This window comes from Streptomyces sp. JB150 (assembly GCF_011193355.1).
GTDB lineage: Bacteria > Actinomycetota > Actinomycetes > Streptomycetales > Streptomycetaceae > Streptomyces.
In genome coordinates this window covers 5,737,381-5,757,037 of record NZ_CP049780.1, presented here as the reverse complement: position 1 = coordinate 5,757,037, position 19,657 = coordinate 5,737,381, and the positions used below count along the sequence as shown (strand labels likewise).

The 19,657-nt window shown below is 72.0% G+C and carries 18 protein-coding genes and 1 pseudogene; 4 read left to right on the top strand and 15 right to left on the bottom strand.

Going from position 1 to position 19,657, the window contains the following annotated elements:
• Positions 1-330 precede the first annotated feature (330 nt).
• Together G7Z13_RS26515 and G7Z13_RS26510 are read right to left on the bottom strand one after the other, a co-directional pair.
• On the bottom strand, positions 331-1,671 hold the full coding sequence (locus G7Z13_RS26515) for a TRAM domain-containing protein (RefSeq protein WP_166002732.1): 1,341 nt from the start codon (positions 1,669-1,671) through the stop codon (positions 331-333).
• Between the two features lie 215 nt (positions 1,672-1,886).
• Complete coding sequence (locus G7Z13_RS26510) at positions 1,887-3,941, bottom strand: APC family permease (protein WP_166002731.1); 2,055 nt, start codon at positions 3,939-3,941, stop codon at positions 1,887-1,889.
• A 415-nt stretch (positions 3,942-4,356) separates the two neighbouring features.
• Between G7Z13_RS26510 and G7Z13_RS26505 the strand changes: the two genes are divergently transcribed.
• Positions 4,357-5,028 (top strand): TrkA family potassium uptake protein, encoded by a 672-nt coding sequence (locus G7Z13_RS26505; RefSeq protein WP_166002730.1) that lies wholly within the window; start codon positions 4,357-4,359, stop codon positions 5,026-5,028.
• Positions 5,028-5,705, top strand: coding sequence for a TrkA family potassium uptake protein (locus G7Z13_RS26500; protein WP_166002729.1), 678 nt, complete (start codon positions 5,028-5,030; stop codon positions 5,703-5,705). The genes G7Z13_RS26505 and G7Z13_RS26500 overlap by 1 nt, the downstream gene beginning before the upstream one ends.
• 106 nt (positions 5,706-5,811) lie before the next feature.
• Here the strand turns inward: G7Z13_RS26500 and G7Z13_RS26495 are convergent, their stop codons facing one another.
• The 7 genes and pseudogenes from G7Z13_RS26495 to G7Z13_RS26465 all read right to left on the bottom strand — a co-directional run bounded on the left by G7Z13_RS26495 (position 5,812) and on the right by G7Z13_RS26465 (position 12,629).
• Positions 5,812-6,552 (bottom strand): DUF3159 domain-containing protein, encoded by a 741-nt coding sequence (locus tag G7Z13_RS26495; protein WP_166002728.1) that lies wholly within the window; start codon positions 6,550-6,552, stop codon positions 5,812-5,814.
• Positions 6,553-6,555: 3 nt separating this feature from the next.
• A complete protein-coding gene (locus tag G7Z13_RS26490) occupies positions 6,556-6,954 on the bottom strand; it encodes an OB-fold nucleic acid binding domain-containing protein (protein WP_086741644.1) in 399 nt (132 codons plus the stop codon).
• Positions 6,955-6,998: 44 nt separating this feature from the next.
• Positions 6,999-7,715 (bottom strand): response regulator, encoded by a 717-nt coding sequence (locus tag G7Z13_RS26485; protein ID WP_166002727.1) that lies wholly within the window; start codon positions 7,713-7,715, stop codon positions 6,999-7,001.
• Positions 7,709-10,248, bottom strand: a pseudogene (locus tag G7Z13_RS26480) (sensor histidine kinase KdpD). The gene G7Z13_RS26485 and the pseudogene G7Z13_RS26480 overlap by 7 nt, the downstream one beginning before the upstream one ends.
• A gap of 485 nt (positions 10,249-10,733) precedes the next feature.
• Positions 10,734-11,495, bottom strand: coding sequence for a DUF3710 domain-containing protein (locus G7Z13_RS26475; protein ID WP_166002726.1), 762 nt, complete (start codon positions 11,493-11,495; stop codon positions 10,734-10,736).
• A 1-nt stretch (position 11,496) separates the two neighbouring features.
• The gene (gene dut, locus G7Z13_RS26470; protein WP_166002725.1) at positions 11,497-12,048 is read right to left on the bottom strand and encodes a dUTP diphosphatase; all 552 of its coding nucleotides are present in this window, start codon (positions 12,046-12,048) and stop codon (positions 11,497-11,499) included.
• Positions 12,045-12,629 carry a PaaI family thioesterase gene (locus tag G7Z13_RS26465; protein WP_166002724.1) on the bottom strand — a complete coding sequence of 195 codons (585 nt, stop codon included), beginning with the start codon at positions 12,627-12,629 and terminating at the stop codon, positions 12,045-12,047. The genes dut and G7Z13_RS26465 overlap by 4 nt, the downstream gene beginning before the upstream one ends.
• A gap of 58 nt (positions 12,630-12,687) precedes the next feature.
• On the opposite strand from G7Z13_RS26465, the gene G7Z13_RS26460 reads away from it, so the two are divergent.
• Positions 12,688-13,155 (top strand): DUF3093 domain-containing protein, encoded by a 468-nt coding sequence (locus G7Z13_RS26460; protein ID WP_166002723.1) that lies wholly within the window; start codon positions 12,688-12,690, stop codon positions 13,153-13,155.
• 122 nt (positions 13,156-13,277) lie between these two features.
• Here G7Z13_RS26460 and G7Z13_RS26455 read toward each other — a convergent pair whose 3' ends face one another.
• From G7Z13_RS26455 to G7Z13_RS26440, 4 genes are all read right to left on the bottom strand, one after another.
• Positions 13,278-14,234: a hypothetical protein gene (locus G7Z13_RS26455; protein ID WP_166002722.1), complete on the bottom strand. Its 957-nt coding sequence runs from the start codon at positions 14,232-14,234 to the stop codon at positions 13,278-13,280.
• A gap of 13 nt (positions 14,235-14,247) precedes the next feature.
• Positions 14,248-14,544 (bottom strand): DUF4193 domain-containing protein, encoded by a 297-nt coding sequence (locus G7Z13_RS26450; RefSeq protein WP_043504706.1) that lies wholly within the window; start codon positions 14,542-14,544, stop codon positions 14,248-14,250.
• Positions 14,545-14,940: 396 nt separating this feature from the next.
• Positions 14,941-16,173 (bottom strand): HAMP domain-containing sensor histidine kinase, encoded by a 1,233-nt coding sequence (locus G7Z13_RS26445; protein ID WP_166002721.1) that lies wholly within the window; start codon positions 16,171-16,173, stop codon positions 14,941-14,943.
• A 6-nt stretch (positions 16,174-16,179) separates the two neighbouring features.
• Positions 16,180-16,833: a response regulator transcription factor gene (locus G7Z13_RS26440; RefSeq protein WP_166002720.1), complete on the bottom strand. Its 654-nt coding sequence runs from the start codon at positions 16,831-16,833 to the stop codon at positions 16,180-16,182.
• 494 nt (positions 16,834-17,327) lie between these two features.
• Between G7Z13_RS26440 and G7Z13_RS26435 the strand changes: the two genes are divergently transcribed.
• Positions 17,328-17,501 carry a hypothetical protein gene (locus G7Z13_RS26435; protein ID WP_015657365.1) on the top strand — a complete coding sequence of 58 codons (174 nt, stop codon included), beginning with the start codon at positions 17,328-17,330 and terminating at the stop codon, positions 17,499-17,501.
• 151 nt (positions 17,502-17,652) lie between these two features.
• Here the strand turns inward: G7Z13_RS26435 and G7Z13_RS26430 are convergent, their stop codons facing one another.
• Positions 17,653-18,468 (bottom strand): inositol monophosphatase family protein, encoded by an 816-nt coding sequence (locus tag G7Z13_RS26430; protein ID WP_166002719.1) that lies wholly within the window; start codon positions 18,466-18,468, stop codon positions 17,653-17,655.
• 8 nt (positions 18,469-18,476) lie between these two features.
• Positions 18,477-19,604, bottom strand: coding sequence for a ferrochelatase (locus G7Z13_RS26425; RefSeq protein ID WP_166002718.1), 1,128 nt, complete (start codon positions 19,602-19,604; stop codon positions 18,477-18,479).
• Positions 19,605-19,657: the final 53 nt, after the last annotated feature.

Below are 19,657 nucleotides of genomic sequence, written 5' to 3'. Positions count from 1 at the left end.
ATCCTAGTGGTTGCCTGTGGCATGGAAAGGGGCGATGAGGGACGGACTCGCGGTGGTGCTGAGCGGCGGAAGCGCGGTGGTCGAAACCGTCGCCGAGGGTTTGAACAAGCGGATGTAACACCGCCCGGTTGTGCTGTGGGTCCCGTGGCTCGTCAACAGCTCGAATCAAGCTGGGCGTCCACGGGCATCACACAGGTTTGTGCGCCGCTTTCTTCTCCAGGTCCGCAGTTGACAGCTCTAAAGCGTTCCAACTGTTCGACATGGCGCATCGGATTGAGCCCACCGGTGCTCCCGCTGGTCCGCTGGTCCGCTGGTCCGCTGGTCCGCTGGTCAAGAAGCCTTTGCCGCCGGCTCCAGAATCGCCACGCACTCCACGTGATGCGTCATGGGAAACAGATCGAACACCCGCAGCGTCCGCACCCGGTACCCCCCGTCCCGGAAGTACGCGATGTCCCGCGCCAGTGCCGCCGGGTCGCACGCGACGTACGCGATGCGGCGGGCGCCCAGGGACGCGAGGTGGGCGACCGTCTTGCGGCCGGCGCCCGCGCGGGGCGGGTCGAGGACGATGAGGTCGACCTCGGTGATGCCGGTGCGCGGGAGGACGGACTCGACCTTGCCCTGTTCGACGCGGACCCGCGGGAAGTCGGCGAGGTTGTGCCGCGCGTCCTCCACGGCGCGCTTGCCGGACTCGATGCCGAGGACCGCGCCCGTCTCGCCGACCCGGTCGGCGAGCGCGCCGGCGAACAGGCCGACGCCGCAGTAGAGGTCGAGCGCCATCTCGCCCTTGCGCGGCAGCAGGCCCTGCATCACGGCCGTGACCAGGGTCTCGGCCGCCTTCGGGTGGACCTGCCAGAAGCCGCCGCTGCCGACCCGGTAGGTCCGGCCGTCCGCGCGCTCGCGGACGAACGGGCGGCCGTGCACGCGGTGCACTCCGCCGTCCTTCTCCCCCACCCGCATCACGGACACCGGGCGGTCGAGCTCGACGATCGGCAGGCGCGCGCCGGGCTTCGGCGTGAGGATCACCTGGCGGTCCTGCGAGCCGGTCGCCGCGATGGCCTCGACCGACTCCATGCCGGTCCAGTCCCGCTTCTCGATCCCCAGCTCGCTGACGCCCGCCGCGGCGATCATGCAGTGGTCGATGCGCTGCACCTCGTGCGAGCGGTGCTTGCGCAGGCCCGCGTGGCCCTCGGCGTCCACGGCGTACTGCACGCGCGTGCGCCACTGCGGAACCTGCCCCGCGGGCACCTTGTCGCCCTCGGCCGGCATGACCGTGCCGTCCCAGCCGGCCTCCTCGGGGGTCAGGCCCGCGAGCCGCTTCAGCTGCTCCGCGACGACCTCGCCCTTCATCCGGCGCTGCGCTCCCGGCTTGGCGTGCTGCCAGTCGCAGCCGCCGCAGCGGCCGGGCCCGGCGAAGGGGCAGGGGGCCTCGATACGGTCCTTGGAGGCGTCCAGGATCTCGACCGCGTCCGCGCGCAGGAACCGCGCGCCTTCCTCGCCCTCGGTGATCCGCGCCACGACCCGCTCGCCGGGCAGCGCGTGCCGGACGAAGAGGACCTGGCCGGCGTCGGTGCGGGCGATGCAGTGCCCGCCGTGCGCGACGGGTCCGACCTCGACCTCGTACTCCTCGCCGACCAGGGACCCCGCCTGCGATTTCTTCGGTTCTGCCTGCATGGCGGGGTGACTCCAGATCGGGGACGGGGACGGCCCGCGCGGGGCCGGTCCAAGGCCGGACAACAGCCCACCAGTCTACGTCGTCCCCACAGCGGTCGGTCCCACGCCGTCCGCGCCGTCCGCCGCACAGGGAGGTCGGTCCCACGCCGTCCTCGCCGTCCGCACAGCGGCCCGTCCCCCACCGGCCCTCGCCGACCCCGCCGTCCGCCCCGCGCTCAGTGCCGCTCGGCGCCCGTCTCCTTCGGCGCGCGCTCCTGCGCGGGGCCGCGCCGCACCGAGCCGGGGGCGTTCCACTCCTGCTGCTTGCGGGCGCGCTTCTTCGCCACCTCGGAGGAGGCGAGCTGGTACGGCACCGACGTCACCATCACGCCCGGTGTGAACAGCAGCCGGCCCTTGAGGCGCAGGGCGCTCTGGTTGTGCAGCAGGTGCTCGTACCAGTGGCCGACGACGTACTCGGGGATGATCACGGACACGGCGTCGCGCGGCGACTCCCGGCGCAGGCTCTTGACGTACTCGATGATGGGCCGGGTGATCTCGCGGTACGGCGAGTCCAGCACCTTCAGCGGTACGTCGATCCCGCGCCGCTCCCACTCCTCGCGCAGCGCCTTGGTCTCGGCCGGGTCCACGTTGACGCTGAGCGCCTCCAGACTGTCGGAGCGCATCAGCTTGGCGTAGGCGAGGGCGCGCAGGGCCGGGCGGTGGATCTTGGAGACCAGGACCACCGAGTGGACCCGGGAGGGGCGGACGCTGTCGTCGGTGGGGCCGTCGGGGGCGGCGAGTTCCTTGGCGACGTGGTCGTAGTGGCGGCGGATCGCGGTCATCGTCACGTAGAAGATCACCATGCCGAGCAGCGCGACCCAGGCGCCGTGGCTGAACTTGGTGACGAGGACGACGACCAGCACCGTGAAGGTGAAGAACGCGCCGAAGGCGTTGATCGCACGGGAGCGGATCATGTGGCGGCGCTTGGCGGGGTCCTTCTCGGTGGCCAGATGGCGGTTCCAGTGCCGGACCATGCCGGTCTGGCTGAGCGTGAAGGACACGAACACGCCGACGATGTAGAGCTGGATCAGCCGCGTGGAGTCGGCGGCGTAGATCCACACCAGCAGGGCGGCCGCGCCGGCCAGCAGCACGATGCCGTTGGAGAAGGCGAGCCGGTCGCCGCGGGTGTGCAGCTGGCGCGGCAGGTAGCGGTCCTGGGCGAGGATCGAGCCGAGGACCGGGAAGCCGTTGTACGCGGTGTTCGCGGCGAGGAACAGCACCAGCGCGGTGGCCGCGGCCAGCACGAGGAACGGGAAGCTGCCCGCGCCGAAGACCGCCTCGGCGACCTGGGAGATGACCGGGTGCTGGACGTAGTCGGGGCCGACCGGGACGCCGTTGTCGAACAGGTCGTGGGCCGGGTTCTCGGCCATGCGGACCTTGGAGACCATGGCCAGGCCGATGATCCCGCAGAACATGGTGACGGCGAGCAGGCCCATCAGCGCGAGCGTGGTCGCCGCGTTCTTCGACTTGGGCTTGCGGAAGGCGGGCACGCCGTTGGAGATCGCCTCGACGCCGGTGAGCGCGGCGCAGCCGGAGGAGAAGGCCCGCAGCAGCAGGAAGACCAGGGCGAAACCGGCCAGTCCCTCGTGCTCGGGTTTGATCTCGTAGCCGGCGGTCGGCGCCCGCATGGTCTCGTCCAGCACCAGCCCGCGGAACGCGCCCCACGCGATCATGATGAAGACACCGGCGACGAAGACGTACGTCGGGATCGCGAAGAGCGAGCCGGACTCCTTCACGCCGCGCAGGTTCATCAGCGTGAGCAGCACGATCACGGCCATCGCGCAGAAGACCTTGTGCTCGACGACGAAGGGGATCGCGGAGCCGAGGTTCTCGATGCCGGAGGAGATGGAGACGGCGACGGTGAGGACGTAGTCGACCAGCAGGGCGCTGGCGACGGTCAGGCCGGCCTTGGGGCCGAGGTTGGTGGTCGCCACCTCGTAGTCGCCGCCGCCGCTGGGGTAGGCGTGCACGTTCTGCCGGTAGGAGGCGACGACCGTGAACATGAGCACGACCACGGCGGCCGCGATCCAGGGGCTGAAGTGGTAGGCCGACACGCCCGCGATGGACAGGACCAGCAGCACCTCCCCCGGCGCGTACGCCACGGAGGAGAGCGGGTCGGAGGCGAAGACGGGGAGTGCGATGCGCTTCGGCAGGAGCGTTTCACCCAGCCGGTCGCTGCGCAGAGCGCGCCCGATGAGGATGCGTTTGGGCACGTCGGTCAGTTTGGACACAACAGAGGATCGTAAGCCTTCGAACTGGGGGCCGCCCACCTGCCACCCTCATCTGCCCGGCGAGTGAAATCGGCCAGGGGCACGCCCTCACCTGCGGCAGCAGGGGCGTCATCCATGCCTATATGACAAAACGCCTGCCCTCGCCGCTGTCATCGCTTCGCCAAACCCTAACGATTTCTTGACGGTCTCCGGAGGACCCATGTCCAGCACCGCGGAACTGATCGGCGCCACCGCCGCACTCATCGGCCTCGGAATCCTCACCGTGGTGAGCGTCTGGAGCATCAGCCGCCGCTGACCTCAGCGCGAACCGTGCACGGGGGTGCCCTCCGCCGACCGCGCGTGTGTAGCTTGGTCGGCGGTCTGAGACCCTGTTACAGCCAGGTCAGCAACAACTCTTGACATCGGAAGGACGGTCGTGCACATCGTCATCATGGGCTGCGGCAGAGTGGGTTCCGCTCTCGCGCAGACCCTGGAGCAACAGGGGCACACGGTCGCCGTGATCGACCAGGACCCCACCGCCTTCCGACGGCTGGGCTCCTCGTTCGGTGGCCGCCGGGTCACCGGGGTCGGCTTCGACCAGGACACCCTGCGCGAGGCGGGCATCGAGGAGGCCGGCGCCTTCGCCGCCGTCTCCAGCGGCGACAACTCCAACATCATCGCCGCGCGGGTCGCCCGCGAGATGTTCGGCGTGGAGAACGTCGCGGCCCGCATCTACGACCCCCGCCGCGCCGAGGTCTACCAGCGCCTGGGCATCCCGACGGTCGCCACGGTCCGCTGGACCGCGGACCAGATGCTGCGCCGGCTGCTGCCGTCCGGTTCGGAGCCGCTGTGGCGCGATCCGACCGGTGGCGTCCAGCTCGCCGAGGTGCACGCCTCGGCCGCCTGGGTCGGGCACAAGATCAGCAGGCTGCAGGAGGAGACCGGGGTGCGGGTGGCGTTCCTCACCCGGCTCGGCGAGGCGATCCTGCCCACCTCGCAGACGGTCCTCCAGGAGGGTGACCTGGTGCATGTGATGATGCGCACGGACGAGGTCGAGAAGGTCGAGGCGGCGTTCGCCCAGGGTCCCGAGACGGAGGGCGGTCACTGATGAGGGTCGCCATTGCCGGTGCCGGCGCGGTGGGCCGCTCGATCGCGGGCGAGCTGCTGGAGAACGGCCACGAGGTCCTGCTGATCGACAAGGCGCCGACCGCGATCTCGGTGGAGCGCGTGCCCCAGGCGGAGTGGCTGCTGGCCGACGCCTGCGAGATCACGTCCCTGGACGAGGCGGCGCTCCAGCGCTGCAACGTCGTCATCGCCGCGACCGGCGACGACAAGGTCAACCTGGTCGTCTCGCTGCTGGCGAAGACGGAGTACGGCGTTCCGCGCGTCGTCGCCCGGGTCAACAACCCGAAGAACGAGTGGCTGTTCAACGAGGCCTGGGGCGTGGACGTCGCCGTCTCCACGCCGCGGCTGATGTCGGCCCTGGTCGAGGAGGCGGTGAGCGTCGGTGACCTGGTCCGGCTGCTGCGCTTCAGCCACGGCGACGCCAACCTCGTCGAACTGACCCTCCCCGAGGAGTCGGCCCTGGCCGGCACCCAGGTCGGCGACGTCGAGTGGCCCGAGGACACCTCCCTGGTCACCATCATCCGCGGCACCCGCGTGCTCACCCCCACCCAGGAGGACTCCCTGGAGGCGGGCGACGAGCTGCTGTTCGTCGCCGCGCAGGCGCGGGAGGAACAGCTGGAGGACCTGCTGTCGGTGCGCCGGGACGACACGACGGACTGAGCGGCACAGAGGTGACGGCGAGAGGGGCGCCCGGAGATCTCCGGGCGCCCCTCGCGCCGTGACGTGCCGGCCGGCGACGTACGTCCTTGCCGGCGGCGCGTGCCTGCTACTCCCCCGGTGCCTGCCTCCGGGCCGCCTCCCGCTTCCGCTCCTCGGCAGCGGCCTCCTCGGCCTCCATCTCGGCGAAGACGTCGATGGGCGGCGGGGCCTTCGCGAGGAAGACCCAGGTCAGCCAGACGGCCAGCAGGAAGGGCGGGATCTTCAGCGCGACCAGCACCCAGCCGAGCTGGGTGACGTCGGCCCACCAGTACAGCGGGAACAGGATCGCGCACTTGGCGAGCAGGATCAGGCCCCACGCCCAGCTGGCCTTGGTGTACGCCTTCTTGCGCCCGGGGTTGCGGGTGCGCCAGGAGAGGTTCTCCTTGAACACCGGCCCGAGGATCAGACCGATCAGCGGCACCCCGGCGATCGCCGTGATGATGTACGCCAGCGCGAGGCCCAGCGTGTAGAGCATGCCGGGCAGGTAGAAGTCCCTGGCCTCGCCGGTCATCATCGCGAAGGCGACACCGAAGGCCACGCCGAAGACACCGCTGAAGGCGTGCTTCACGGTGTCCCGCATGACGAGGCGCACCGCGACCAGCAGCAGGGCCACGCCCAGCGCGGCGATCGCCGACAGGTTGAGGTTCTTGTTGATGGTGTAGATCGTGACGAAGAGCAGTCCCGGCAGCACCGTCTCGACCGTGCCGCGCACACCGCCGAACGCCTCGAAGAGCGCGGCCTCCGTCACCGCCTTCGCATCCTGGGGGGCGTCTGGCGCGTTCTGGGTCGGCTTGTCGAGCGACGTCACCGGCTACTCCCGTCCGAGGGGTCTCAGTTCGTACTTCGGGTTGAACAGCACCCGTCGGCCCCGGCTCATCGAGACCCGGCCCGACGCGATCAGTTTGCGCCCCGGTTCTATGCCCGTGATGGACCGCCTGCCCAGCCACACCACGTCCAGCGCGGCGGAGCCGTCGAACAGTTCGGCCTCCAGGGCCGGGACTCCCGCGCGCGGGCGCAGGGTGACCGTGCGCAAGGTACCAGTAACGGTGACGATCTGCCGGTCGTGACAGTCGCCGATCCGGGTGCAGCCGGCGGTGGCGGCGTCCTCTCGCAGCTCCTCGGACTCCAGGTCCTCCTGCGACGAGGAGAGCCGGTCGAGCATGCGCCGGAACCGGCCCACCGGCTTTTCGGAACGAGGAACAGCACTCATGCTTGAAGCGTACCGGGGCCCACCGACACGCTCGTAGCCCCTGCTCACTTCTCGAACCGGTATCCCATTCCGGGCTCGGTCACGAAGTGCTTCGGGTGGGACGGGTCCGCCTCCAGCTTCCGCCGCAGCTGCGCCATGTACACGCGCAGATAGTTGGTCTCCGTCCCGTACGACGGCCCCCACACCTCCTGCAGCAGCTGCTTCTGGCCGACCAGCCGCCCGCCGTTGCGCACCAGCACCTCCAGCAGATGCCATTCGGTGGGGGTGAGCCGTACGTCCCTGCCGTCGCGGCGGACCTTCTTGGCGGCCAGGTCGACGGTGAAGGTCCCGGTCTCCACCATGACGTCGCCGTCACCGCCGACGGGCTCCGCGCGGCGGACGGCGGCCCGCAGCCGGGCCAGCAGCTCGTCCATGCCGAACGGCTTGGTGACGTAGTCGTCGGCGCCCGCGTCCAGGGCCTCCACCTTCTCGTCGGAGGAGTGCCGCGCGGAGAGCACGATGACCGGCACCCGAGTCCAGCCGCGCAGCCCCCTGATCACCTCGACGCCGTCCATGTCGGGCAGTCCCAGGTCCAGCAGGACGACGTCCGGATGGCGGGCGGCGGCGAGTTCCAGGGCGGTGGCGCCGTCGTGCGCCGCGTCGACCTCGTACGTGCGCGCCCTCAGGTTGATCACCAGCGCGCGCACGATCTGCGGTTCGTCGTCGACCACGAGCACGCGCGTGGCTGTCGTACGGGGTGCCGCCCGCGCTGGGCTCACCATGAGACCTGCCTTTCCGGTTCTGCGGGGGAATCCGCGCGGGCGCCCGCCGCGCGCAGGCCGAGGACCATGGTGAGGCCGCCGCCGGGGGTGTCCTCGGCGTGCAGCGTGCCGCCCATGGCCTCGGCGAAGCCGCGGGCGACCGCGAGACCGAGCCCGACCCCGGCCCCGCGCGGGGCGTCGCCGTGACGCTGGAACGGGGCGAAGATGCGCTCCTTGGCCTCGTCGGGCACGCCGGGCCCGCGGTCGACGACGCGCAGTTCGACGCGGTCGGCGAGGGCGCTCGCCGAGACCAGCACGGGTGTCCCCGCGGGGCTGTACTTCACGGCGTTCTCGACCAGGTTGGCCACCGACCGCTCCAGCAGCCCGGCGTCCACGGCGACGATCGGCAGCGTCTCCGGGATGTCCAGGTCCACGCTGCCCCCGGGGACCCCGCCCAGCGCCATCGGGACCACCTCGTCGAGGTCGGTCTCGCGGATGATCGGGGTGACCGTGCCGGTCTGGAGGCGGGACATGTCCAGCAGGTTGCCGACCAGGTGGTCGAGCCGGTCCGCGCCGTCCTCGATGCCCTCCAGCAGCTCCGCGCGGTCATCGTCGGACCACTCGACGTCGTCGGACCGGAGGGAGGACACGGCCGCCTTGATGCCGGCGAGCGGGGTGCGCAGATCGTGGCTGACGGCGGCGAGCAGGGCGGTGCGGATGCGGTTGCCCTCGGCGAGCGCACGGGCCTGGTCGGCCTCCTCGCGCAGACGCCGGCGGTCCAGGACGACGGCGGCCTGCGCGGCGAACGCGGCCAGCACCCGGCGGTCCTCGGCGGGCAGCACCCGGCCGGTCAGCGCGAGCGCCATGTGGTCGCCGACCGGCATGTCCACATCGGCGTCCTCGGGCCGGTCGACGGGGCCGCCGGCGCCGACCCGGCCGACGCACGTCCACGGGTCGACGTCGCTCCGGCGTTCGAGGAGGGCGGCCGCTTCCATGCCGAAGGTCTCCCGGACCCGTTCCAGCAGCGCCTCCAGGCTGGTCTCGCCGCGCAGCACGTTGCCCGCGAGGAAGGACAGGATCTCGGACTCGGCGCGCAGCCGGGCCGCCTGGTGGGTGCGGCGGGCCGCGAGGTCCACCACGGAGGCCACCGACACCGCGACCCCCACGAAGATCACCAGGGCGACGATGTTCTTCGGGTCCGCGATGGTCAGCCGGTGCAGCGGGGGTGCGTAGAAGTAGTTCAGCAGGAAGGAGCCGAAGGCCGCCGAGGCGAGCGCCGGGTACAGCCCGCCGAGCAGGGCCGCCGCCACCGTCGCCGCGAGGAACAGCAGCATGTCGTTGGCGAGGCCGAGCTGGAAGCCGCTGAGAGCAGGGCGAGCAGAGCGGGGCCGAGCAGCCCGACCAGCCAGCCCCAGACGATGCGGGCCCGCCCGAGCCGTGCCCCGCGCGGCACCGGCAGCCCGCGTCCCTTCGCGACCTCCTCGTGGGTGACGATGTGCACGTCGAGGTCGGGTCCGGAGTCCCGGGCGACCGTCGCGCCCACGCCGGGCCCGAGGACGTACTGCCAGCGTTTGCGGCGCGAGGATCCCAGCACGATCTGGGTGGCGTTCACGCCGCGCGCGAAGTCGAGCAGCGCCGCCGGTATGTCGTCGCCGACCACGTGGTGGAACGTTCCGCCGAGGTCCTCGACCAGGGTGCGCTGCAGCGCCAGCTCCTTCGGCGAGGCGGAGGTGAGCCCGTCCCTGCGCGCTATGTAGACGGCCAGCACCTCTCCGCCGGCGCCCTTCTCCGCGAGCCGGGCCGCCCGCCGGATCAGCGTCCGCCCCTCCGGGCCGCCGGTCAGCCCGACGACGATCCGCTCCCGCGAGCCCCAGATCGCCGACACCCGGTGCTCGCTGCGGTACCGCTGCAGATGCTCGTCCACGCGGTCCGCGACCCACAGCAGGGCCAGCTCGCGCAGGGCGGTGAGGTTGCCGGGGCGGAAGTAGTTCGACAGGGCCGCGTCGACCTTGTCCGGCTGGTAGATGTTCCCGTGCGCCATCCGCCGGCGCAGCGCCTCGGGCGACATGTCGACCAGCTCGATCTGGTCGGCCCTGCGCACCACCTCGTCGGGCACGGTCTCGCGCTGCCGTACGCCGGTGATCGACTCGACGACGTCGCCCAATGACTCCAGGTGCTGGATGTTGACGGTGGAGATCACGTCGATCCCCGCCGTCAGCAGTTCCTCGACGTCCTGCCACCGCTTGGCGTTGCGCGAGCCGGGCACGTTGGTGTGCGCCAGCTCGTCCACCAGGGCCACCCGCGGGCGGCGGGCCAGCACCGCGTCCACGTCCATCTCGGTGAAGACCGCGCCGCGGTGCTCCAGCGACCGGCGCGGGACCTGCTCCAGGCCGTGCAGCAGGGCCTCGGTGCGCGGCCGCCCGTGATGCTCGACGACGGCCACCACGCAGTCCGTGCCCCGCTCCACCCGGCGGTGCGCCTCGGCCAGCATCGCGTACGTCTTCCCGACGCCCGGTGCCGCACCGAGATGAATCCGCAGCCTGCCGCGTGCCATGGCCTCATTGTCTTCCGGTCACTTGCGCCTACGCAGCGTCGACCTTACGGCCAACAATCCCGCCGAAGCGGCCGGGGTACGACCGTCCGCCCGCTCTTTGACACAACCCTGACGCGGGACGCGGCGCTGGGCTTGGTGGGGGCGGGTGGAGGGGGCAGGGCGGGGGCCACCGGCGCGCATCGCCGGGGCCGCGGCATGGCGGGGGCCACCGGCGGGCCCGGCGAGGGTCGTTCCAGGTCACGGCGGGGGGCCGCTCCATGCATGGCGGGGCAGTCGGCGGCCACCGACGAAGGGCGCCCCCGGTACGGCGGAAGCCGCCCGCAGGAGTGATGAAGGCCGTGCGGGCACGGCGAAGGCGGTTCGCGTACGACCGAAGCCGCCCCCACGCACGGCGAAGGCCCCCCGCCCACGGCACGACGGCGCCCCACATGGCGAAGGGCCGTATCCCTGTGGAATGCGGCCCTTGGCTTGTGTGTGGCTGTGTGTCAGCGGACCTCGGTGATTTCCGGGCCGCGCTGAAGCTGGCCCATGCCGCCGGAGAAGCGGGAGCCGGCCTGTTCGTCCTGCTGGACGCCCTCGGGGACCATCTGCGCGTCGTTGGGCAGCTTGAGGACGATCGGGTCGCGGGGCGCCATCGGGCCCTCGCCGCGCACCACGACCGTGTCCCGGAAGATCTGCTCCAGCAGCCCGGCGGCCTGCGGCTGCACCGCGCCCTGCCCGGAGATCACGCCGCGCAGGAACCAGCGGGGGCCGTCCACGCCGACGAACCGCACCACCTGGTAGCCGCCGGTGCCGTCCGGCAGCTGCACCGGCACCTGGGCGCGCAGCTCCCAGCCCAGCGGACCCTCGACCTCGTCGACGATGCCGCCCTGCTGGGTGATGCCGGCCGCGATCTCCTCGCGGACCTCGCCCCAGATGCCCTCACGCTTGGGGGCCGCGAAGGCCTGCAGCTGGATGGCGCTGTCCCGCAGGACGACGGTCGCCGCGACGATCGCGTCGCCCGCGACCTCGACCCGCAGCTCCATGCCGTCGACGCCCGGCACGAACAGTCCGCCCAGGTCCACCCGGCCCTCGGCCGGATCGCGGACCTCACTGCTGTCCCAGGGGCCGTCGGGCCGGGGTCCCGGCTCCAGCCGCACCCGCTCCCGCGTGCCCTCGTCCGCCTCAGTGTCGACGCTGTCGACGACCTGCTCGGCCTCGCCGGCCGCGTCCTCGGCGGCACCCTTCTTCTTGCGACGTCCGAACACGTCACTGTCCTTCCCGGTCGGATACGACCGAAGCGTATCGATTCCCACCCGTCGTGCCGCCCAGGGCGGCCTGACCGCTTGTGCCGCTTCCGCCGTCCACCGCGGCATGGCCGCCGGTGGAACCGAAGCCCCCCTCGGCCCGCGCGGATGCGGGAAGCTCCGCGACCTCCTGGAAGCGGACCTTCTCGACCTGCTGGACGACCAGTTGGGCAATCCGGTCGAAGCGCTCGAACCGCACGGACTCGCGCGGGTCGAGATTCACCACGATCACCTTGATCTCCCCACGGTACCCGGCATCAACCGTCCCCGGGGCATTCACGAGGGCGACACCGCACCGCGCGGCCAGCCCGGAACGGGGGTGCACGAAGGCCGCGTACCCCTCCGGGAGCGCGATGGACACCCCGGTGGGCAGTACGGCCCGCTCGCCGGGCGCCAGCTCGCACGGCTCGGTGGTGCGCAGATCCGCTCCGGCGTCCCCCGGCCGCGCGTACGCCGGCAGCGGTACGTCGGGGTCGACGCGGCGGATCAGGACGTTCAGCGGTGCGCGGCTCACGGGTTCACCTCGAAGGCGCGGGCCCGGCGGATCTGGTCCGGGTCGTTCATGGCGGCCTGGATCTCTTCCTCGCGGCCGTGGTTGACGAAGTGCTCGACCTTGACCTCGATGAAGAGGGCGTCGGCGCGGACGGCGACCGGCCCGTCGGGACCGCCGACGCGTCCGGTGGCGGTGCAGTAGATCTTGCGCCCGGCCACCGCGGTCACCTCCGCCTCCAGGTGGAGGGTGGTGCCGACCGGCACGGGCCGTACGAAGTCGGTCTCCAGCCGGCCGGTGACGGCGATGGTGCGCAGCAGCCAGTTCAGCGAGCCCAGCGTCTCGTCCAGCGCGGTCGCCAGGATCCCGCCGTGGGCGAGGCCGGGGGCGCCCTGGTGCTCGGGGCGGACCGTGAACTCGGCGGTGATCGACACGCCTTCGCCGGCCCGCGCCTGAAGACGCAGTCCGTGCGGCTGCTCACCGCCGCAGCCGAAACACCGGCCGTAGTGCGCGCCGAGAAGCTCCCCGGGCGCGGGGGCGTCGGGGTGCCGCACCGGCTTGACGGCGTCGAGAGGAGGCTGGAGAGCCGCGGATGTACCACTCACAGCCGCAGACCTTACCCGCGCGTCGGCCCCCCGCCGACACCGTGCCAAGCTTGGTTCCATGCAGCTCTCCGCCACCTCGTACGACGAACGCCTCACCGCCCCCCGCTCGTGGTGGCTGATCAGCTTCCTCGTGGGGCTCTCGATGGCCCTGATCGTCCTGCCGTTCGGCACCCTGCCGATGCTGGGCGGCCTGGTCGGCGGCACGGCGGTCGCGGCGGTCGCGGCCAGCAGCTACGGCTCGCTGCGCATCCGCGTGGTGAACGGTCTGCTGGTCGCGGGGGAGGCGAAGATCCCGGTGACCGCGCTGGGCGAGGCGCACGTGCTGGACCCGGAGGAGGCCCGGGCCTGGCGCACGTACAAGGCCGACACCCGCGCCTTCCTGCTGCTGCGGGCCTACATCCCGACGGCGCTGCGGGTGGAGGTCACCGACCCCGAGGACCCGACGCCGTATCTGTACCTGTCCACGCGAGAGCCGGAGCGGCTGGCGGCGGCCATCGCCGCGGCCCGGACGGCCGCGGCCTCCTGACGGGCGCGCGCCGCCGCGCGGGGGAGCCGGCCGGGCACGAGCGCACGCCGCCGCGCGGGGGAGCCGGTCGGGCACGAGCGCACGCCGCCGCGCGGGGAACGGTTCACGCCCGGGCCCGGCCGTCAGCGGCCGGGTTCTCCCGGGTCGTCGTCCGGCTTGCGGGGGTCGTCGCCCACCGGCAGCGGATGGGCCGGCTGTTCCAGCGGCGGCAGTTCGGACAGCGCGTCCCACGGGACCTGCACCTTGCGCAGGTCGTCCCGGATCCGCGCGGCGAGGTTGCGGGTGTCGCGCCGGTTCATGACCGCGCCGACCGCCGCGCCCACCATGAACGGCATCAGGTTCGGCAGGTTGCGGACCATGCGCTTCATGATCTGCTGGCGCAGCTGTTTCTTCATCGGGCTGCCGAACGCGGCGTTGAGCGTGGCCGGCTTGCTTGGATCGATCCCGCGCTCGTCGGTCCAGGACCTCAGATAGGCACTGCTGCGCTCCTTGAGGTTGCCGGGCGGGCGCACGCCGTACACCTCGTGCAGCTCGGCGATGAGCTTCAGCTCGATCGCCGCGACGCCGGTGATCTCGGCGGCCAGTTCGGTCGGCATCGCCGGCGGCACCGGCAGCATCGCGGCGGCGCCGACGCCCGCTCCGACGGTCGCGGAAGCCTTCGAGGCGCCCGCCACGAGCTTGTCGGCGAGCTGCTCGGGCCCGAGGCCCGGGAACTGTCTGCGCAGCGTCGCGAGGTCCCGCACGGGGATCCGCGGCGCCATCTCGATGAGCCGGTCGGCGAGATACCCGAGACCCGCGCGGGCACGCTCGCCGCCCTTGCGAGCACCCTCTCGGGCCAGCTCCCCGGCCTTGGCCCGGAACGTCGCCAGGCGGCGCCTGGCGACGGGCGTGGGGCTCTGTGCCGGCACCGGGAAGGCGTCCCGGTCGCCGGCCGGTTCGAGCGAGGCCGACCCCGTGGGGACCGGTCCCGTCGAGGGTGAGCCTCGCTCGTCGTCACGCGCGCCGTGGGGGCCGTCGGACGGCCCCGGGTCCGCTCCCCGGGGGAAGCGGCGCTTCCAGGGTGGGGTCGAGCCAGTCACGGCCGACCCCTCCTCAGTCGCAGTCGCGGCAGATCGGCTGGCCGTTCTTCTCGCGGGCCAGCTGGCTGCGGTGGTGTACCAGGAAGCAGCTCATGCAGGTGAACTCGTCCTGCTGCTTCGGCAGGACACGGACGGCCAGCTCCTCGTTCGAGAGGTCGGCGCCGGGCAGCTCGAGGCCTTCTGCGGCCTCGAACTCGTCGACGTCGACGGACGACGCGGACTTGTCGTTCCGCCGGGCCTTCAGTTCTTCGAGGCTGTCCGAGTCGACGTCGTCGTCGGTCTTGCGTGGAGTGTCGTAATCGGTTGCCATGGTCGCTCTCCCCCTCCGGGTGTCTGCGGTGTCTCCAGCGCACGTAACGCGTGAGAGGCCGGACTTGTGCCCGACCCGAGGCGGAGATTTTGCCTCACATCAAGGTCTGTTACTCAATCGACACCCAACCGGACCCCTCACGAGTGATCGGGTTGGACGGCGATCGGGACCGTACACGGTCCGAATGCTGCACTTCAAAGGCGTCTCACCGTGTACTTCCCGTGATCAAGCCGCCAGAAAACCCGGATTTTCCGGGCTTTCCAAGGCTTCGCGAGATCACGGAGAGTAGATGGCCGGAAAATCGTCCTTGTGATCGATCACACACGGGACACTTGGACGGGTGCCCCGAAAATTCCGCGCAAAGCGAACATTCCCCGGGTGTGTCGGCCCATGATCTCAGAGGGGCAGGGTGACCCGCATCACGAGCCCTCCGCCCTCGCGCGGCTGGGCCGCGATGTGCCCGCCGTGCGCCCGGGCCACGGACCGCGCGATGGACAAGCCAAGGCCGACGCCCTTGTCGCTGCCCGTGCGCTCGGTGCGCAGCCGACGGAACGGCTCGAAGAGGTTGTCGATCTCGTACGCCGGCACCACCGGGCCGGTGTTGGAGACCACCAGCACCGCCTGACCGTGCTGGATCTCGGTGGTGACCTCGACCCAGCCGCCGTCCGGCACGTTGTACCGGACCGCGTTCTGCACCAGGTTCAGGGCGATCCGCTCCAGCAGGACGCCGTTGCCCTGGACCACCGCGGGCTCGCGCTTGCCGCGGATCTCCACGCCCTTGGCCTCCGCCTCGGCGTGCACCTGGTCGATGGCCTGCGAGGCGACCTCGGCGAGGTCCACCGGTTTGCGCTCGATGATCTGGTTGTCGCTGCGGGCGAGCAGCAGCAGGCCCTCCACCAGCTGCTCGCTGCGCTCGTTGGTGGCGAGCAGGGTCTTGCCGAGCTGCTGGAGTTCCACCGGCGCGTCCGGGTCCGACAGGTGCACCTCCAGCAGGGTGCGGTTGATCGCCAGCGGGGTGCGCAGCTCGTGGGAGGCGTTGCCGACGAAGCGCTGCTGGGCGGTGAACGCCCGCTGCAGACGCTCCAGCATGTCGTCGAAGGTGTCGGCCAGCTCCTTCAGCTCGTCGTCCGGGCCGTCCAGCTCGATCCGGCGGGACAGGTCCGAGCCGGCCACCGCGCGGGCGGTGCGGGTGATCCGGCCGAGCGGCGAGAGCACCCGCCCGGCCATGGCGTAGCCGAACGCGAAGGCGATCACGGCGAGGCCGAGGAGGGCGAGGAGGGAGCGGCTGAGGAGGTTGTCCAGGGCGTGCCGGCGCTGCTCGTTGACGCAGGCGTTCATGGCCTCGTTGAAGGTGCTCGGCGAGGCCTGGTCCGGCAGGTTGCACGTTTCGCTCGTGACCTTGCCCTGCACGATCTGGAAGGGCAGGTCGCTGCCGACGTTCAGCGCCTGCGCCGCCAGCAGATAGATGATCGACAGCAGCAGGATGCCGGCGATCAGGAACATGCCGCCGTACAGCAGCGTGAGCCGTATCCGGATGGTCGGGCGCAGCCACGGGAACGGCGGCTCGGGCTTGCGCGGGTCCCAGGTGGGCTTGGGCGGCGCCGCTGGGGGCGCGGGGGTGGCGGCCACGGCGGATCAGATCCGGTAGCCCGAGCCGGGGACGGTGACGATGACGGGCGGCTCGCCCAGCTTGCGGCGCAGGGTCATCACGGTCACGCGAACCACGTTGGTGAACGGGTCGGTGTTCTCGTCCCAGGCCTTCTCCAGCAGCTGCTCGGCGGAGACGACCGCGCCCTCGCTGCGCATCAGCACCTCCAGGACCGCGAACTCCTTGGGCGCGAGCTGCACCTCGCGACCGTCGCGGAAGACCTCGCGGCGGTTGGGGTCGAGCTTGATCCCGGCGCGCTCCAGGACCGGCGGCAGCGGCACGCTGGTGCGCCGGCCGAGGGCGCGCACGCGGGCGATCAGTTCGCTGAACGCGAAAGGCTTGGGCAGATAGTCGTCGGCGCCGAGCTCCAGGCCCTCGACACGGTCGCTGACGTCGCCGGAGGCCGTGAGCATCAGCACGCGCGTGGGCATGCCGAGTTCGACGATCTTGCGGCAGACGTCGTCGCCGTGCACGAGCGGGAGGTCGCGGTCGAGGACGACCACGTCGTAGTCGTTGACGCCGATGCGTTCCAGGGCGGCCGCACCGTCGTACACGACGTCGACGGCCATGGCCTCCCGGCGCAGTCCGGTGGCCACGGCATCGGCGAGCAGCTGCTCGTCCTCGACGACGAGTACGCGCACGTCGCTTGTCCTTCCTGTGTCCGCCCGCGCGGTGCCATGGGCAGGCGTGGGCAGGGTCTGGGTGGGTGTGTGGACCTCCATCCTGCCCTTTTCCGCCATAAGTCGGCGGTAAGCCGGTGGGGCGGGGGCCGCGCGGGGCGGCCCGGGGCGGGCCCGAAGGCCTGGGAAACGCTGGGGCCAAGCCCCGGCGAACGGCCGTCGGCGGGCCGGTGAGATCACGCCTGGGACCCCGGGAATGTCAGATTTTCTCCGGGGGTTGAGGTTTCTGCGGAAGGGAGCGGGGGGAGGACGGTTTACACCCCGCGATCACGCTCTGCTTGTGCCGCAGCACCATGCGGTACGCCGCGGTCCGCTTCACGCAGAGTGGGCGTGGGTGTCCGGCGCCGTCGCCGCCCAGCAGGGCAGCGCTGGGCACTCATGGGAGACGTGATCGCCCCTTCCCGACGGCACACCCCCGTGCCACCGACCCACGACCCTGGACGAGGGGGCGCAGCATGGACGCATTCACGGCAGGACTTCTGCAGCGCATAAGGGCGACCGAGTCCGACCTGACGCGGGCTCGTGACGAGGGCGACGACTTCCTCGTCGAGGTGGAGCAGGGCGAGCTCGACGACCTGCGCCGTCTCGCCGCCGAGCATGGTGTGGAAGTCGGCGCGTACAGCGTCTGACCGGGCCTTACGGACGAGGCGGGTCCCGGCGAACCCATCGCCGGGGCCCGCCTCGCGTATGTCCGCCCGTCGCAGGGGCGCCATCCGCGCGGGCGGCGTGAGACCCGCCCGCGCGCCGCTGGGCGCCCTCGGGCCACCCGGTGGGTGTCGCTCAGTCGTGCCAGGCGCCGAAGTCCTCCAGCAGCCGCTGGAGGGGTTCGAAGACGCCGGGGGTGGCGGCGACCGTGAGTTCCCTCGACGGGCGCTGTCCGGGCCGTCCGCCGGTCAGCGCGCCCGCCTCGCGGGCGATCAGGTCGCCGGCGGCGAGGTCCCAGGGGTGCAGCCCGCGCTCGTAGTAGCCGTCGAGGCGGCCCGCGGCGACGTCGCACAGGTCGACCGCGGCGGAGCCGCTGCGCCGGATGTCGCGCAGCCGCGGGATCAGCCGCTGGGCGATGTCGGCCTGGTGGGCGCGGACGTCGGCGACGTAGTTGAAGCCGGTGGAGACCAGCGCCTGGTCCAGCGGGGGCGCCGGGCGGCAGCGCAGCTCCCGCTCGCCGTCCCAGGAGCCGGTGGCGCGGGCGCCGCCGCCGCGCACCGCGCTGTAGGTCTCGCCGCGCATCGGCGCCGCGACGACGCCGACGACGGTCTCGCCGTCCTGCTCGGCCGCGATGGAGACCGCCCAGGTGGGCAGGCCGTAGAGGTAGTTCACGGTGCCGTCGAGCGGGTCGATCACCCAGCGGATGCCGCTGGTGCCGTCGGTCGAGGCGCCTTCCTCACCGAGGAAGCCGTCGTCGGGGCGGCGCTCGGCGAGGAAGCCGGTGATCAGCTTCTCGGCGGCGATGTCCATCTCGGTCACCACGTCGATGGGGCTCGACTTGGTGGCGGCCACGCCGAGGTCCGCCGGGCGGCCGTCGCGCAGCAGCTCGCCGGCCCGGCGGGCGGCCTCCCGGGCGAGCGCGAGCAGTTCCGTGTGCAGGGGGTCGGTCACGGTGCTCCTCACGCGTAGGGGCTGTCGGCGCCCGCGGCGGCGGGGCGCGGGGCGCGGGCCGGGCAGCAGCCGACCGGGCACAGGTGGTGGCTGGGGCCGAGCGCCCCGAGGGCGCAGGGCCTCACCTGCTGTCCCCGCTCGACGGCGGCTCGCTCCAGGACCAGGTCGCGGATCGCGGCGGCGAACCGCGGGTCCGCGCCGACGGTGGCGGAGCGGCGCACCGGCAGGCCCAGCTCCCCGGCCTTGGCCGTGGCCTCGGTGTCGAGGTCGTACAGGACCTCCATGTGGTCGGAGACGAACCCGATGGGGGCCATCACGACGGCCGGGACGCCGGCGGCGTGCCGCTCCTCCAGGTGGTCGCAGATGTCGGGCTCCAGCCACGGGATGTGCGGGGCGCCGGAGCGGGACTGGTAGACGAGCTGCCAGGGGTGGTCGACGCCGGTGCGCTCGCGGACCGCGTCGGCGATCAGCCGGGCGACGTCCAGGTGCTGCCGGACGTACGCCCCGCCGTCGCCGTGCTCCTCGGCCGGGCCGGAGGTGTCGGCCGCGGACGTCGGGATGGAGTGGGTGGTGTAGGCGATGTGGGCGCCGTCGCGGACGTCCTCGGGGAGGTCGGCGAGGGAGCGCAGGACGCCGTCGATCATGGGTTCCACGAAGCCCGGGTGGTTGAAGTAGTGCCGCAGCTTGTCGATCCGCGGCAGTTCCAGGCCCTCGGCCTGGAGGGTGGCGAGCGCGTCGGCGAGGTTCTCGCGGTACTGCCGGCAGCCCGAGTAGGAGGCGTAGGCGCTGGTGGCGAGGACGAGGATGCGGCGGCGGCCGTCGCGGACCATCTCGCGCAGGGTGTCCGTGAGGTACGGCGCCCAGTTGCGGTTGCCCCAGTAGACCGGCAGGTGCAGGCCGTGGTCGGCGAAGTCCTTGCGGAGGGCGTCCAGCAGGGCGCGGTTCTGGTCGTTGATCGGGCTGACCCCGCCGAACAGGAAGTAGTGCTGACCGACTTCCTTCAGGCGTTCCTTGGGGATGCCGCGCCCACGCGTCACGTTCTCCAGGAACGGAACCACGTCGTCCGGTCCTTCGGGGCCGCCGAAGGAGAGCAGGAGCAGGGCGTCGTAGGGGGTGGGATCGAGCGCGTCTGGCATGAGTCGATCCTGCCACCCGCCACTGACAGTGCGGCACAGGCGGGGTGACGGAC

Excerpts from the sequence above, each read along its gene's own strand:
- G7Z13_RS26490 (WP_086741644.1), bottom strand. The coding sequence starts at position 6,954 with ATGAGTGCTGTTCCTCGTTCCGAAAAGCCGGTGGGCCGGTTCCGGCGC.
- G7Z13_RS26450 (WP_043504706.1), bottom strand. The coding sequence starts at position 14,544 with ATGGCAACCGATTACGACACTCCACGCAAGACCGACGACGACGTCGAC.
- G7Z13_RS26500 (WP_166002729.1), top strand. The coding sequence starts at position 5,028 with ATGAGGGTCGCCATTGCCGGTGCCGGCGCGGTGGGCCGCTCGATCGCG.
- G7Z13_RS26485 (WP_166002727.1), bottom strand. The coding sequence starts at position 7,715 with ATGGTGAGCCCAGCGCGGGCGGCACCCCGTACGACAGCCACGCGCGTG.
- G7Z13_RS26425 (WP_166002718.1), bottom strand. The coding sequence starts at position 19,604 with ATGCCAGACGCGCTCGATCCCACCCCCTACGACGCCCTGCTCCTGCTC.
- G7Z13_RS26460 (WP_166002723.1), top strand. The coding sequence starts at position 12,688 with ATGCAGCTCTCCGCCACCTCGTACGACGAACGCCTCACCGCCCCCCGC.
- G7Z13_RS26515 (WP_166002732.1), bottom strand. The coding sequence starts at position 1,671 with ATGCAGGCAGAACCGAAGAAATCGCAGGCGGGGTCCCTGGTCGGCGAG.
- G7Z13_RS26435 (WP_015657365.1), top strand. The coding sequence starts at position 17,328 with ATGGACGCATTCACGGCAGGACTTCTGCAGCGCATAAGGGCGACCGAG.